At 59.9% G+C, this 14,401-nt stretch carries 11 protein-coding genes, 1 tRNA gene and 2 pseudogenes; 9 read left to right on the top strand and 5 right to left on the bottom strand.

All coding sequences use genetic code 11. From position 1 onward, the window contains the following. Positions 1 to 94: 94 nt before the first annotated feature. Positions 95 to 171, top strand: a tRNA-Met gene (locus V3C85_RS17865). A 226-nt stretch (positions 172 to 397) separates the two neighbouring features. Then, a pseudogene (locus V3C85_RS17860) lies at positions 398 to 826 on the top strand (DDE-type integrase/transposase/recombinase); the annotation flags it as partial. A gap of 126 nt (positions 827 to 952) precedes the next feature. Here the strand turns inward: V3C85_RS17860 and V3C85_RS17855 are convergent. Next, a pseudogene (locus tag V3C85_RS17855) lies at positions 953 to 1,237 on the bottom strand (transposase); the annotation flags it as partial. A gap of 142 nt (positions 1,238 to 1,379) precedes the next feature. After that, entirely contained in the window at positions 1,380 to 2,291 is a 912-nt protein-coding gene (locus V3C85_RS17850) for a LysR substrate-binding domain-containing protein (RefSeq protein ID WP_331796801.1), read from the bottom strand. Between the two features lie 222 nt (positions 2,292 to 2,513). Here V3C85_RS17850 and V3C85_RS17845 point away from each other — a divergent pair, with 222 nt between their 5' ends. Continuing rightward, positions 2,514 to 4,937 (top strand): GcvT family protein, encoded by a 2,424-nt coding sequence (locus V3C85_RS17845; protein WP_331796799.1) that lies wholly within the window; start codon positions 2,514 to 2,516, stop codon positions 4,935 to 4,937. Between the two features lie 8 nt (positions 4,938 to 4,945). Here V3C85_RS17845 and V3C85_RS17840 read toward each other — a convergent pair whose 3' ends face one another. Next, the gene (locus V3C85_RS17840; RefSeq protein WP_331796797.1) at positions 4,946 to 5,800 is read right to left on the bottom strand and encodes a MurR/RpiR family transcriptional regulator; all 855 of its coding nucleotides are present in this window, start codon (positions 5,798 to 5,800) and stop codon (positions 4,946 to 4,948) included. A gap of 194 nt (positions 5,801 to 5,994) precedes the next feature. On the opposite strand from V3C85_RS17840, the gene V3C85_RS17835 reads away from it, so the two are divergent. From V3C85_RS17835 to V3C85_RS17815, 5 genes are all read left to right on the top strand, one after another. After that, the gene (locus V3C85_RS17835) at positions 5,995 to 6,804 is read left to right on the top strand and encodes a transporter substrate-binding domain-containing protein (protein WP_331796796.1); all 810 of its coding nucleotides are present in this window, start codon (positions 5,995 to 5,997) and stop codon (positions 6,802 to 6,804) included. A gap of 76 nt (positions 6,805 to 6,880) precedes the next feature. Next, a complete protein-coding gene (locus V3C85_RS17830) occupies positions 6,881 to 7,615 on the top strand; it encodes an amino acid ABC transporter permease (protein WP_331796795.1) in 735 nt (244 codons plus the stop codon). Position 7,616: 1 nt separating this feature from the next. Continuing rightward, positions 7,617 to 8,489: an amino acid ABC transporter permease gene (locus V3C85_RS17825; RefSeq protein WP_331796793.1), complete on the top strand. Its 873-nt coding sequence runs from the start codon at positions 7,617 to 7,619 to the stop codon at positions 8,487 to 8,489. Between the two features lie 14 nt (positions 8,490 to 8,503). Continuing rightward, positions 8,504 to 9,250, top strand: a complete 747-nt coding sequence (locus V3C85_RS17820) for an amino acid ABC transporter ATP-binding protein (protein ID WP_331796792.1) — start codon at positions 8,504 to 8,506, stop codon at positions 9,248 to 9,250. Between the two features lie 4 nt (positions 9,251 to 9,254). Further along, the gene (locus V3C85_RS17815) at positions 9,255 to 10,640 is read left to right on the top strand and encodes an aspartate ammonia-lyase (RefSeq protein WP_331796790.1); all 1,386 of its coding nucleotides are present in this window, start codon (positions 9,255 to 9,257) and stop codon (positions 10,638 to 10,640) included. Positions 10,641 to 10,989: 349 nt separating this feature from the next. Here the strand turns inward: V3C85_RS17815 and V3C85_RS17810 are convergent, their stop codons facing one another. Together V3C85_RS17810 and V3C85_RS17805 are read right to left on the bottom strand one after the other, a co-directional pair. Beyond that, positions 10,990 to 11,970 carry an Ldh family oxidoreductase gene (locus tag V3C85_RS17810; protein ID WP_331796789.1) on the bottom strand — a complete coding sequence of 327 codons (981 nt, stop codon included), beginning with the start codon at positions 11,968 to 11,970 and terminating at the stop codon, positions 10,990 to 10,992. Positions 11,971 to 12,531: 561 nt separating this feature from the next. Then, positions 12,532 to 13,134, bottom strand: a complete 603-nt coding sequence (locus V3C85_RS17805; RefSeq protein WP_331796788.1) for a TetR/AcrR family transcriptional regulator — start codon at positions 13,132 to 13,134, stop codon at positions 12,532 to 12,534. 77 nt (positions 13,135 to 13,211) lie between these two features. Here V3C85_RS17805 and V3C85_RS17800 point away from each other — a divergent pair, with 77 nt between their 5' ends. After that, on the top strand, positions 13,212 to 14,399 hold the full coding sequence (locus V3C85_RS17800; RefSeq protein WP_331796787.1) for an efflux RND transporter periplasmic adaptor subunit: 1,188 nt from the start codon (positions 13,212 to 13,214) through the stop codon (positions 14,397 to 14,399). Positions 14,400 to 14,401: the final 2 nt, after the last annotated feature.

The following is a 14,401-nucleotide window of genomic DNA, read 5'->3' as shown; positions in this document are numbered from 1 at the left end:
TAGGTCACCGCCAAACCTAAACAGAGACACTTCTCTCTCTCAACGATAAAACAAACCCGATCGCACCAAAAAGCGCCCTCGGGCAACAAACGGACGCGGGGTGGAGCAGCCCGGTAGCTCGTCAGGCTCATAACCTGAAGGTCACAGGTTCAAATCCTGTCCCCGCAACCAAAAAACTAAATGATATCAAATATATAGAACCCGACGTAAACCGTCGAGTTTTTGCTTTTGAAATTCTTGTCAACACCTGGTCAACGTTTACCGAGCCCCCTGAAAAGCGGTGCCTGCAGCGTTCCGTCCCATGTCGCTACTCCGCCGCAAGGCCGGTGTTCGGCGCGCTGAGTCCCTCGACGTGGGACTTGAAGGCCGCGGTCGATGTGAAGCACCGAAACCCTTTCGGGTAACAGCATGGCGTGCCTCGACATCGATGAAGACACAGTTCGTGCTCGACGCACTGGAACAAGCGATCTGGCAAAGAAAGACGCCAAATAACAAGAGCTTGGTTCATCATTCGGACCCTGGCTCCCAATACTTGTCCATCAAGTATACTGAGCGCCTGGCCGAGGCAGAGATCGATCTTTCAGTCGGCACCGTCGGCGATGCCTATGATAATGCCCTTGCCGAATGCGTGATCGGCCTGTTCAAAACCGAGGTCATCAACCAAATCGGCCCCTGGAAATCGATGCGTGAAGTCGAATGGGAAACCCTCAAATGGGTCGATTGGTATAACAACCGCCGCCTCCTCGGCCCAAGAGGATACATCCCGCCCGCAGAAGCAGAGGAGGCGTTCTATGCAAACCTGAACTCACTCGATATGGTTGCCTAAAAATGAACAAACCACCCTCCGGTAAACTCGGGGCGGTTCAGATCTCATCAAGGCCTTGTCGCCAAAAGCGGCTGACTGATCAGAGGCCGGATACATTTACGCAAGCCGGACGGTCACAAACGAAAACCTTGCAATAGCGGGGCGGACCATACATTTTGACAAGAGCTCCTTCATCGCCGCCATGTCGAGCATCTGCTCGGCCAGCAGCTTCTTAAGCTTCGCATTCTCGCCCTCGAGCACCTCAAGCCGCTTGGCCTCGGACACCGTCATCCCGGAATACTTCGCCTTCCAGGCATAGAACGTCCCTTCCGACATCCCGTGCTTGCGGCGGAGATCGGCGCACTTCGCTCCGGCCTCATGCTCCTGCAGAATGCCAATGATCTGCTCTTCGCTTCGTATCGTTCGCTTCATCGTCCGTCCCTTCCTTGGGGCGGACTCTAGTCGCAACTGGAGGAAAAATACCGTGGCAGGTCATCACTAGCCCGTCACCCTGAGCGAAGCCGGAAAACTCTGCCTCCGGGCGGTCCAACGTTGGGGGGCGGATCACCCTTGCTCAAGTTGGGATGACGACGGGTGCTGCCTCTTTTGACCCAGCTTCACCCGCACTGCCCACAATGTGCTGCCACAGTAACTGTGCCCCCGTGCCACGTCGTGTTTGCCGGACCAGGCCGTAATATGTCCAAGGGCTTTTGGGTCTGATGTCAAATGGCTCGACCAGCAAGCCTCGCTGAAGAAACCTGTCACACAGCGATGACAGGGCGATGGTCACGCCCATCCCATGCGCCGCCATTTCAAGCGCCACGTTGGTTGAATTCGTCTTGATCGCAGCCCCCAGTTCAATCGCCGCAAATCCGGGCGCGTGACGGAACATGCCCCAATATTCCTGCCGCCCGGCGATCAGGATCTTGGGTTGGGACGCCAGATTATTACGCTCTGCCGCCAAAGCGGCCATCTTTGGGCTGCAAACGAGCGACAGGGTTTCATCCCACAGGCGGGTTGCGCCAGCGGGCACTTCGTCATCACGGTTCACTGAAATCGAGATATCGGCGATGTCATCGGTCGGGCTATCCCAGATCGTGGCATTGACCACGACCTCTATCCCCGGATTGGCGGCCCGAAACCGTGCCAGACAGCCCGGAAGCCAATTTTCGGCAAGGCTGAGGGGACAGGCCATGATGACCGAGCGGTCGCGGGAGGTGGTGGCGATGCCTTCGGTTGCGCTGTCGATCTGATGCAGGGCCTGCCGCAGGGTGGGCAGAAAGGCCTCTCCGATCTCGGTCAGGGCGATGGTGCGGGTGCCGCGCACGAACAGATCACGCCCCAGATACTTTTCAAGCCCCCGGATATGGGTGCTGATCGCGGCCTGCGTATAGCCCAGTTCCTGCGCCGCCTTGGTAAAGCTGAGATGCCGCGCCGCAGCTTCGAAAGAGCGGACGAAATTCAGCGGCGGGGGGGGCCTGTTCATCTGTAACAACCAAGTCTCTGACCATTTCGTTTTGCAAGCATTGCATCAACGCATAAATAAAACCACCTCATTGGCGCCAGTTTAATCGCGTGATCTTCTGTTCACGATCACTATTTTCGACGCGTGACGATATCGGGGGCCCGATCAGGCGATGCAAGCCGGCCCCCGCTTAACCCAGGTTTCGAACGCCGGGCGACCGGTCAGCGACAAAGGCAGACATCCATGCGCACCCACGCCCAAGCCGTCGTGATCGGAGGTGGCCTTGTCGGCTGTTCGATCCTCTACCACCTTGCCAAGAAAGGCTGGACAGATGTCGTGCTGTTGGAACGATCAGAGCTGACCAGCGGTTCAACCTGGCATGCGGCGGCCAATATCCACGGGTTGCATGATGTCACCAACATCTCGCGCCTGCAGCACTATACGATGGGTCTGTACAAACAGCTTGAGGCGGAAACCGGTCAGGGCTGCGGTATTTTTCAGCCGGGTTCGTTGTATCTGGCACAGACCGAGGCGCGTGAACATCAACTGCGGATTCAGGCAGCCAAGGCCAAGCGCTATGGCATGAATTTCTATGAAATCAACCGGGATGATGCCGAACGCCTGCATCCGCTGGTCGATTTCAACGGTATTCGCTGCATCATGTATGAACCCGAAGGCGGCAATGTGGACCCCTCGGGGGTGACACATGCCTATGCCACAGGTGCCCGGCAGATGGGGGCCGAGATCCTGCGCTTTACCCCGGTGACAGGCACGGAACAGCAGTCTGATGGCACATGGATCGTGCGCACCGAAAAGGGCGATATAGCAACGCCTTGGGTGATCAACGCCGCCGGGCTTTGGGGGCGTGAGGTGGGGCGGATGGCCGGGCTTGACCTGCCCCTGATGCCCACCGAACATCAGTATTTCGTCACCGAGACCATTCAGGAAATTGCAGGGCTTGACCGTCGGTTGCCGTCGGTCGCTGACCGTGACGGCGAATATTACCTGCGTCAGGAAGGGCTTGGCCTGCTGGTCGGGGCCTATGAAAAACAGATGAAATTCTGGGCCGAAGATGGCACGCCGCAGGGCTTTGGGCACGAACTGTTTGCCGATGATCTGGAACGGATCGAGCCCAACATGCTGCGCGCCATCGACCGGGTGCCTGCTGTGGGCACGGCGGGCATCAAGCGCGTGATCAACGGGCCGATGATCTGGTCACCCGACAGCTCGGCCCTGTTCGGCCCCGTGCCGGAACTGACCGGCTATTTCTGCTGCAACGGGATTATCCCCGGCTTTTCGCAATCAGGCGGTTTGGGCAAACTGGCCGCTGAATGGATCGTCGAGGGCGAGCCGTCGCTTGATATGTTCGGCTGGGATCTGGCCCGCTATGGCCATTGGGCCGACAAATCCTTCACCAAGGCGCGGGTCGAGGATCAATATGCCAACCGGTTCAAGATTCATTTCCCCAATGAAGAGCGTGAGGCCGGTCGGCCCGTGCGCACCCGCCCCGCCTATGCGCTGCAACAGCAGATGGGCGCGATCTTTGGGCTGAATTTCGGCTGGGAACATCCCTTGTGGTTCGCGGCCGAGGGCGAGCCGGATCATGAAACCTATGGCTTTGTGCGGCAAAACTGGTGGGCACCTGTCGGGCGCGAGGTGAAGATGCTGCGCGAGCATGCGGGCATCATCGATATCTCGAACTTTGCCAAATACAGTGTCAAAGGGGCCGGCGCCGAAGATTGGTTGAACGCACTGTTTGCCAACCGGATGCCGGTTGCCGTGGGGCGGTCTTGTCTGACCCCGCTGATCGGAAAACGCGGCGGTGTGGCGGGTGATTTCACCGTGACCCGACTGGCGCAGGATGAGTTTCTTGTTGTCGGCTCGGGCATGGCCGAACGCTTTCACCAGCGGTTTTTCAAGGCGGTGCCCTTGCCAAAGGGCACAAGCTTTGAGAGCCGGACCGAGGCCATGTGCGGCTTTAACCTTGCAGGCCCAAAGGCCCGCGACATTCTGGCGACGCTGACGGATGCTGATCTTTCAAATGCGGCTTTCCCCTTCATGCGCTCTGCCCGGATCACGGTGGCCGGGGTCGCGGTGGTTGCGATCCGTGTCAGCTTTACCGGTGATCTGGGCTGGGAATTGCACTGCGATGCAGATGATCAGGTCGCGCTTTACACGGCCCTGCTGACGGCAGGCCGCGCCTTTGGTGCAGGCCCCGTGGGCAGCCGCGCCCTGATGTCCTTGCGGGTTGAAAAGGGCTATGGGTCGTGGGGCCGTGACTACAGCCCCGAATACTGGCCGCAGGAAAGCGGGCTGGATCGTTTGGTCAAGGCCGACAAAGAGTTTCTGAACAAAGCCGCTTGGCAGGCGATCGCCGCGACCCCGCCACGCGAAAAGATGGTCATGCTAGAGATTGATGCAGGCCCCGCAGATGCGTCGGGGGGCGAGCCGATCTTCTTGACCGATGGCACGCCCGCCGGGCAAGTGACCTCGGGCGCCTATGGCTATTCGGTCGGAAAATCGCTTGCGATTGCCTATCTCAAGGCTGGAATGGCCAACCCCGGCGACACTGTGCATGTCGCCATTCTGGGGCAAGACCACACCGCCCGCATTCTGGACCGCCCCCCGTTTGATCCCGAAGGCACCCGTCTGCGCGGTGTTGCGTGACCGCGGGGTCAGAAAATATAGGCCCCGCTCAACCGGCGCGCATGGTCAACCGCCCGAAGCCGCTCTTCGATTGCGGTTCCGCGCGAGGTGGCGATGGCGGTCAGCAGGTGTTCCACGATGTAGAACACGGCCACAAGCGACGGGTAGTAATGCGGGCTGTCGGTTGGCGCCAGAAAGACGGTGCCAGCCAAAGCGGCAAGGGGCGAGCTGCGCCTGTCGGTGACAGCATAGATGGAGGCGCCGCTTTCTTTGGCGAAGGCAACCGCTTCGATCGTTTGCCGCGAATAGGGGGCGAAAGACACGGCCAGCACCACATCGCGCGGGCCAACGTCGGCCACCAGCTCGCCTGCGGTCAGATCACCCGACAGCGTCAGGATGGTGCCGGGAACGGCAATACCCGCCACCGATTTCAGCAAACCCGCCATCCAGTACATCGACCCCGTTCCGATGACAAAGGTTCGCTCGGCCTGAATGATGGCCTCGGCACACCGCTCGATTGCGGCCGGGTCAAGTTGACCATAGGCCTGTTTCAGGTTCCTGACGGCCACGGCCGCGATCTGGGCGCCGGGCTTGCCGCCGCCCTCGTCGCCAAAGGCAGAGCGCAGCGCCGTCACGCGTGGGCCAAAGCCTTGTTCCAGAAGCTGTTTCTGAAAATCTGCGCGCAGGTCTTCATAGCTGTCATAGCCGATCTTGCGTGCCAGTCGCACCATGGTGGGCGAGGTGACACCGCAGGCCGCCGAAACGGTGCGCATCGACTCCAGCGCCACCTGATTGGGGTTGTCGATCATATAGCGTGCAGCTTGTGCCAGTTTTGCAGGCAGTTCGGGCAGGGCCTGCGCCAAATGCGCCATCGGATCTTTCATTTGGGCTGTCACCATCAGGATGCTGTCGCATTTCACGCTATTTCGGGCGTGAAGCGATTGAAAGAAAAAATCACCAAACGTAGCATCTGCATCATAATGGTGATGAAGACGATTCTGTCAGATGACGCGCAGACAGAAGTTTCGAACATGCCGTCGGCATGACCACCGCCAACAGAAAAACAGGGAGAATACCAATGAAAACAACCATAAAGACCCTTGCAACCCTTGCCATGATCGCAGGCTTTGCCACAGCCGCGCAGGCCGACAAGATTGATGACATCAAGGCGGCCGGGAAGTTGGTGGTGGGCGTCAAGCAAGACTACAAGCCCTGGGGCTATCTGACTGTTGATGGCGCCTTGGCGGGGCTTGAGATTGATCTGGCCAAAGACGTGGCCACCCGGATGGGCGTAGAGGTGGAACTTGTTCCCGTCGTCGCGTCAAACCGGATGGAATTCCTGCAGCAGGGCCGGATCGACCTGATCATCGCCACCATGGGTGACAACCCCGAGCGCCGCACCGTCGTGGGCATGATCGAACCGAATTACTACGCGGGCGGCACGAATGTGCTGGCGCCCAAGGCGGTTGGCCTGAAAACCTGGGAAGACATTCGGGGCAAGGATGTCTGCGCCGTGCAGGGGTCGTATTACAACAAGCGCGTGACCCAGCTTTACGGACCGAACCTTGTTGCCTTCGCCGGCATCCCCGAGGCGACTTCGGCGCTGGCAAACGGCAATTGCGTTGCCTTCCTTTATGACAACACCTGGATCGAGTCGCAACTGGCGACCGAAGCGCAGTGGGCCGAATATGAAATGCCGCTGGTGACGGAAGACCCGCAGGCATGGTCGATTGCGGTGCCGCTGGAAGAACGCGACGCCCCCTATGGCAAGATGATGAGCGAGATCGTCACCGACTGGCACAAGTCGGGCTTTCTGATCGAGCGCAATGCCGCAAACGGCATTGCCGCCAGCCCGTTCCTGCAAGAACAGCATGACCTGCTGAAGTAAGCACCGCTCACCACTCAACAAAAAACTGGGCCGGCGCCGTGATCGGCGCCGCCCCGGAACATTCGCGAGGGACGGCATGGAAACTGTGCTTGATTGGCTGCGACCGGACTGGTTCTTTGACCTGTCTGTTGTCGGTGACGACTATAACCGGGCAAGATATCTGAATGGCCTGTGGATGACCGTAAAGCTGTCGGTGATCTGCATTCTGTTGTCATTGGGTATCGGCATCCTGGGCGCAGCAATTCAAGGCGCGAAAAGCCGGGCCTTGCGGGTGTCTGTTGGCTTTTTCGTCGCCTTCTTTCGCAACACGCCGCCGCTTGTGCAGTTGTATTTCTTTTACTTCGCCATTGGCACCATTCTGCGCATCACTGGCGAAAACGGGCTGCCGCAACCCTTGGTCAGCAGTTTCGGCTGGGCCATCATTTCGCTGTCGTTGTTTGCGGGGGCGCTGAATATCGAAATCTTCCGCTCTGGCGTCGAGGCCGTGCCCAAAGCGACGATCGAGGCGGCAGAGGCGCTGGGATATACCCGCCTGCAAATCTATCGCTACATCGTGCTGCCGCTTGCGTTGCGCATTTCGATGTCGGCGCTGGGCACCAATCTGGTCAATCTCGTCAAGACCACAACGCTGGCCTACGCGATTGCGGTGCCCGAACTTTTGTATGTGGCCGCGCAGATATGGTCAGAAGACCTGAATGTGCGCGAGATGATGAACGTGCTGTTGCTGTCCTATGTTGGCATCGTCGCCGTTCTGGTCTGGGTGCTGCATCGCTGGGAAAAGGCCCTGCGTTTTCCGGGATATGGGGGCTAAGATGAAAAAAGCTGTGACCCCAGAGCAGATCAAAGGGCATCTGCCCGTGCTGTTGCCCACCCGCAAACTGATGCTGTCAGATATTCCCCTGCACGATCGGCTGTTCAATATCTGGACAGCCGGCGCCCTGCTGATCGCCTTTCTTGCCAGTGCCATCGGGCCTTCCTTTGCCCAGGCCGGTGCGGGGCCCGCACGCTCGATCATCACCATTTTGCTGGATTGGACGCCCTCTATCGCCAAGGCCTTTGGCTTCAACGTCCTGATCTCGATCTTTGCCATGGCCATCGGCACCGTGCTGGGGGTGGGGCTGGGCGTCTTGCAGGTCTCGCCCCGTGCTGTCATCCGCCGCCCGGCCTGGCTGGTGACCCAGTTTTTCCGCAACTCGCCGTGGCTGGTGCTGCTGTTTTACTGCATCCTGTTGATTCCGTTCAAGATTACGCTGTTCGGCGTGACCATCCCCTTTCCGGGGTGGATCAAGGCCGTGATCGGCCTGTCCTTGCCGGTGATGGCCTATATGTCGGAATATATGCGGGGCGCGATCAATTCGATCCCGACAGGGCAATGGGAATCGGCCCAATCGCTCGGCTTTACCCGGGGCCAGACCATGCGCGACATCATTCTGCCGCAGACGATCAAGCGGGTGCTGCCGCCTTGGATGAACCTCTATGCCGTGCTGACGATGGCCACCCCGTTGGTGTCGATTGTGGGTGTCAGCGAGGTGATGAGCCTGACCCGCGCCGCACTCAGCGCCGAAGGCCGCGTTGACCTGCTGATCCCGATGTATCTCTACATCCTGTGCTGGTTCTTTATCTATTGCTATCCGATCAGCACCCTGACCGGCCGTCTTGAACGCCGCTATTCCGTCAAACTCTGAAGGAGAACGGGTCAATGCCCTGGACACCCGATCAACCGATCATTTCGCTGAAAGACGTTCACAAATCCTTTGGTCAGATCGAAGTGCTGCGCGGCATCAGCATGGATGTGATGAAAGGCGAAGTCGTCTGCATCATCGGGCCGTCCGGCTCGGGCAAATCGACGCTGATCCGCTGCATCAATGCGCTGAACGATATTCAAAGCGGGTCGATCACCGTCGAAGGCCAAGAGGTGCACGACCAAAAGCTGGATATGCTGGCCCTGCGCAAAAAGGTGGGGATGGTGTTTCAGCAATATAACCTTTTCCCGCACAAGACCGCGCTTGAAAACGTGATGATGGCCCCGATCAAGGTGCTGAAACAGAACCGTTCCGAAGTCGAGCTGCGCGCCCGGGCCTTGCTGAAAAAAGTGCGGCTAGAGGGTAAGGAAAACGCTTATCCGGGCGAATTGTCGGGCGGTCAGCAGCAGCGGGTGGCGATTGCCCGGTCGCTGGCGATGAACCCGGATGTGATGCTGTTTGACGAAGTGACAGCAGCACTTGACCCGGAAACGGTGAAAGAGGTTCTGGTCACCATCAAGGATCTGGCGGCCGAGGGGATGACCTGCATCCTTGTCACCCATGAAATGGGCTTTGCCCGTGAAATCGCCGATTGCATCTATTTCACCGACAAGGGCGTGATCGTTGAATATGGCCCGCCGCAGACCTTTTTCGAAAATGCCAAAGACCCGCGCACCAAACAATTCCTAAGCCAGATCCTGTAAGGCCATGACCACGCGTTCCGAACACGACAGCCTTGGCAGCATCAGCCTGCCCTCTGACGCACTTTATGGGTCAAACGCCGTGCGGGGTGCGCAGAACTTTGCGGGCCTTGGCCGCAGCATGGGCGAATTTCCGTTCTTCATGACGGCCATGGCCAGGGTCAAGCAGGCGGCCGCCCGGACCAACAGGGCGGTTGGCGCGCTGTCGCCACAGCGTGCCGATGCGATCTGTGTGGCTTGCGATGAAATTTCGGCGGGCAAACACCGCGATCAGTTTCCTGTGCCCTTGGCCGAGGGGTCTGGCGGCACGTCGATCAACATGAACGTCAACGAGGTGATCGCTAATCGGGCCGGGCAACTGTTGGGTGATCCTTTGGGCAGCTATGCCACAGTGCACCCGAACGACCATGTGAACCTGGGCCAATCGACCAATGATGTGGTGCCAACGGCTGTCAAGCTGGCCTGTGTTCTGGCCTTGGCCCCGCTTGTGATTGCGGCAAGGCAGTTGGCGCAGGCCTTTGAAACCAAGGCCCATGCCTATCATGACACGCTGCGTGTGGGCCGCACCTGCATGCAGGCGGCCCAACCAATGACCTACGGCCAATTGTTCGCAGGGCATGCCGCCAGCATTCGCCGCGCGATCGAGGCGCTGGAAGCGGCCCGTCTTGGCCTTTGTGTGGTGCCCATGGGCGGCACGGCAATCGGCACCGGGCTTGGGGCTGCACCGGGCTATGGCGCGGCCATTGCACCTGCGCTGTCGCAGGCTTTTGATCTGCCGATTTCGCGTGCCGAAGATGCCTTTGATGCAATGGCATCGGCCGATGGCTTTCTGCGGCTGTCGTCCGAACTGCGCAACCTCTCTTCTGTCGTCTCGCGGATTGCGGCCGATCTGGTGATCCTGGGCAGCGATGGTGCCTCGGGCATAGGCGAGGTCATTCTGCCCGCCGTTCAACCGGGGTCGTCGATCATGGCCGGAAAGGTGAACCCGGTCATGTGCATGACGGTGCAGCAAATCGCCTTTGCCGTTCACGGGCGCGATGCAACCGTGGCACTTGCCGCCCAGGCCGGACAGATGGAGATCAACCATTTCGAGCCGGTGATGGCCGAGGCCCTGTTCGATGCCATCGACCTGATGACCCGCGGTTACACCCTGTTCGCTGACCGCTGCATCCATGGCCTGATCGTGGATGCCGACAGATCGTATCAGAACCTTGCGGCGTCTTTTGCCGTATCGACCGTTTTTCTTAGACAGTTGGGCTATGCGCGGCTGTCGACACTGGTCAAGCAGGCGCAGCAGGCGCAGATCCCGCTTGCCACCCTTGCCGTGCAAGAGGGGCTGATGTCAGAGGCTGATTTGCGTGCCATCATGTCGGCCGCAACATTGCCTTTATGACCGACATCCCCCCGGATGGCAGAGAGCTACCCGTCAGAGACGGGGGGGCGTCGATGGATGATGGCGATTTTTGTCAATCGCGCACGGCCCAAGGGGGGCAGGGGGCAAAGGTTTCACGTCTTTGGCGCCCATGATCTTGGCCGCACAAAGAGGGTTTGCTGAAAACGGGGCAGATCAGATTCATGATCCATCACTCATCTCACAACGATGCCCGCCTGATCGCATCAGATAGCCAGATCAGTGACGCCGCGCCTTTGGCCTTTCTCTCTCCGCCTCGGTGCAGACGATAGGCCCGTTACTGTCAATCTATCGGTCTGATATGGCGGTCTACTGCCGCGACCGGGTAGGATTACTGTGCCAGCCGCAGGATTTTCGTCCACAAAGCGTCGGGCACATCAACTGCCGCCATTGCGATGCGGTCCTTTCCGGGTAGGCGGGCGCCCTCATCGGCGGCAATCGCGTCGGCAAGGCGGGCCAGACGGGTGCCGAACTGGTCGGTAAAGCTGGTCGTATCCATCAAAAGATACATCTGGCCCAGCCGGTGTGGCGGGCCGTCGGCCAGCTTCAGCCCACCCACATCCAGCGAATTGACGGACCCCGTCATGGCCGCCGCCATCAACTCGGCCATCAGGCCAAAGCCCCAGCCCTTGTGCCCCCCGGCACTGCACAAAGACCCGCGCAAAGCGGCCTCGGGGTCTGTGGTCGGCTGGCCGTGTTCATCCAAGGCCCAGCCCAGCGGAATGCTTTCGCCTGCATATTTCGCCATCGCAATCTTGCCCAAAGCGACAGCCGAGGTGGAAAAGTCAAAATGCAGCGCCAACCCGCCTGCGCCATCGGGCACCGACATGGCAATCGGGTTGGTGCCAATCACCCGCGATTTGCCCCCCGGTGCAGCAACCACGGGCGATGCGTTGGTAAAGCCGATGCCAATCAGCCCGGCGCGGCCGATCTGTTCGGTGAAATAGCCCAGTGAGGTGCAGGTGTGGCTTTGCGCCACGGCCAGCATCGCAACGCCGGTCTGCCGGGCCAGATCGCAAGCCCGGTCACGGGCGGCGGCGAAGGCTGGCTGGGCAAAGCCGCACCGCGCATCTGACAGGATCGCAGCGGCACGCGGTTGGGTGACCTGTGGTTCAACCTTGCCGTCAACACGGCCCGAGTCGAGTTGCAGGCAATAGCTTTCGACATATTGCAGGCCACAGATGACATTGCCATGGGCCTCGGAATGCGCGGTCGCACGGGCGACTTCCTCGGCTTGACTGGCCCCGGCACCATGCGCACGCAGGGCCGCAGCAGTGGCTGCATACACTTCTTCTATCGTCGCTCTGACCATGTGAGGCCCTCCATTCACGCTTGATTGCACTGAGAACATATGGGGCGGGAGAAAGGCAACCTTTATCAGGCCACTATCCCGCGCAGCATGCGTGGCTACTTCGCTGCGCACGGGTCTGCGCAGGACTGCCTGATACGCGCCGCATGTTTCAGCCTCTTCCCGTGGCCGCCCTTGCGTACGTTTCCGCTCTTGCGCGCCAGACTCGGACAGGGGCACACATGCCATTGCATTGCGCCTGTTGGACCGTTGCGGTCAGATAATGTTTCGCCGGAACTGCGAATTACGAGCTCGCCAGACCAGCCTGATCTTCTGATTGAAACCGACGACAGTCGTAACAGGGTGAAATCGGTTTCAAACCTAAAACAGGGCCAACTGATCGCGTTGAAACACTGAACAGCGCAGGAATGCACATGTGATCTCGCCGCGTGGTCGCCGAGGGCTATTGCCGTCAATCCTTGAGGGGGCCGGAGGACTTTGCATGACGCGGTTCACTATTGCAGCCCGCAGTATCGGGCTAGTGCAGCTTGGCCTGCTGCATGCAAGCGCAACCGCGCTGCGCCATCACTCGATGTGCGGCCCATCACCTGACGCGGCCAAGATATGGGCCGCGGCCATCATCCCCGCCCAGACGATGTCCAGCGCAGCAGCCAAAGACATATCCTGTTGCTTTTCCCACAAGAAAATCGTCCTTGGCAGGGCGTCAATCACAGTGCTGGCAAGTGCGGCAGCGGCCTGACGGTCGTTCACCCGGCGATACAGGCAATCGGTCAGTTCGCGGCGCTCCTGGTTTACAAAGCCTTCGATGATGCCCCGCGCCTTTTCATTCGACCGCAGGACCGTTCCGATCATCCGCAGAACAGGCTCATCCCCGACCAGGATCTTGATGTGCTTGTCGAGAAACAGCTTGATGTCATGCGCCAAGGGCCCCTCACCCTCGGCCAGTGCGGCCATGTCCTCTGCGCGAAAGGCGGGCGGTGCCCCGATTGCGGCGGCCTCTTTGTTTGGGAAGTAGTTGAAAAAGGTGCGCGTGCTGATCCCGGCAGCAGCGGCGATTTCCTCGGTCGTGACCGCATCAAGCCCCTGTTTCAGCGCCAATTGAAGCGTGACCAACTGGATGTCGCGCGCCGTTGCCTGCCGCCGCTTTTCGCGTAACGAAAGTGTCACTGGTCAAATCCTTGCATACTGTGCAATCTTTGCGTATTAAGCACCAAATTCACCATTTCGTCAAGGATGATCCAAATATGACCATCAGCACATTCAGGAAATTTGGCATGGTTCTGGCGGTGCTGATGTCAACCACGGCGGCAAATGCCCAGTCCGGCCCACCCGGGGCGATGGGGGCAATGCCGCCTGTCGATCTTCAGGTCGGCGTGGTTGAGATGGCCCGGCAGGCCGTTCCGCGGGTTGTCACCTCGCCGGGGCGTGCGGTCGCGTTTCAAGAGGTCGGGCTGCGCCCGCGTGTCGGCGGGGTGATCGAAGACATCCTCTACACTCCGGGCCAGATGCTGGAAGTTGGCGATCCGTTGTTTCGGATCGACGATGCCGCCTATCTTGCGGCCGCCGCCACCGCGCGGGCGAATGCTGCCACCGCCGAAGCCAAACTGACGCTGATGCAGGCCGCCTATGACCGCGCCCAGCAGTTAGAGGGCCGCGGCTCGTCCACCGCCGAAGTGGAAGCCGCGCTGGCCAATCTTGAGGAAGCCGAGGCAACGCTGGACGCGGCGCGGGCCGCATTGGACTATGCGCAAACGGAATTGTCATGGACGACCCTGACCAGCCCGATCAAGGGGCGCGCCGGTGTGTCAACCGTGTCGGTGGGCGATCTTGTGACCGCCGGGCAAGCGGATGCCTTGACCACCATCATCCGGTTTGACCCGATCTATGTTGACATGATGGAGGCCAGTGCGCGCATTCTTTCGATCCGCAGTTCGCTGACCGATGGCACGCTGGAACAGAACGACACCCTGCAAGCCACCCTGACGCTGGAAAACGGCGAGGTGTATCGCGGCAACGGGCAGTTGGTCACACCGGGCAATACTGTGTCTACCTCGACCGGCACGGTGACGATCCGGTTTCAGTTCGACAATCCCCAGCATGTCATTTTGCCGGGCATGTTCGTGCGCGGGGATGTCGCGGTCGGCACGGTGCAGGCCTATCTGGTGCCCCAGCGCGCCGCCACGCGTGGGGCGTCTGGCGAACTGACGGCCTATATCCTGGCCGAGGATGGCACGGCGCAACAGGTGACGCTGCAAGATGACGGCAGCTATGAAAACGCCTGGATCGTGCGCGACGGGCTAAAGGACGGGGACAAGCTGATCGTGGATGGGCTGTCGGCCCTGCGCCCCGGTCAGGCGGTGACGCCGGTCGCCGCTGTCATCGATCAAGACGGCATCGCCCGCGATGCCAACGCCCCAGCAACGGGGGAATGATC

Origin of the sequence: Pseudotabrizicola sp. L79 (assembly GCF_036553525.1) — a bacterium.
In the GTDB taxonomy this organism is placed as follows: Bacteria; Pseudomonadota; Alphaproteobacteria; order Rhodobacterales; family Rhodobacteraceae; genus Pseudotabrizicola.
The sequence above is the reverse complement of the archived record's forward strand: the minus strand, read 5'-3'. Positions and strand labels throughout refer to the sequence as shown.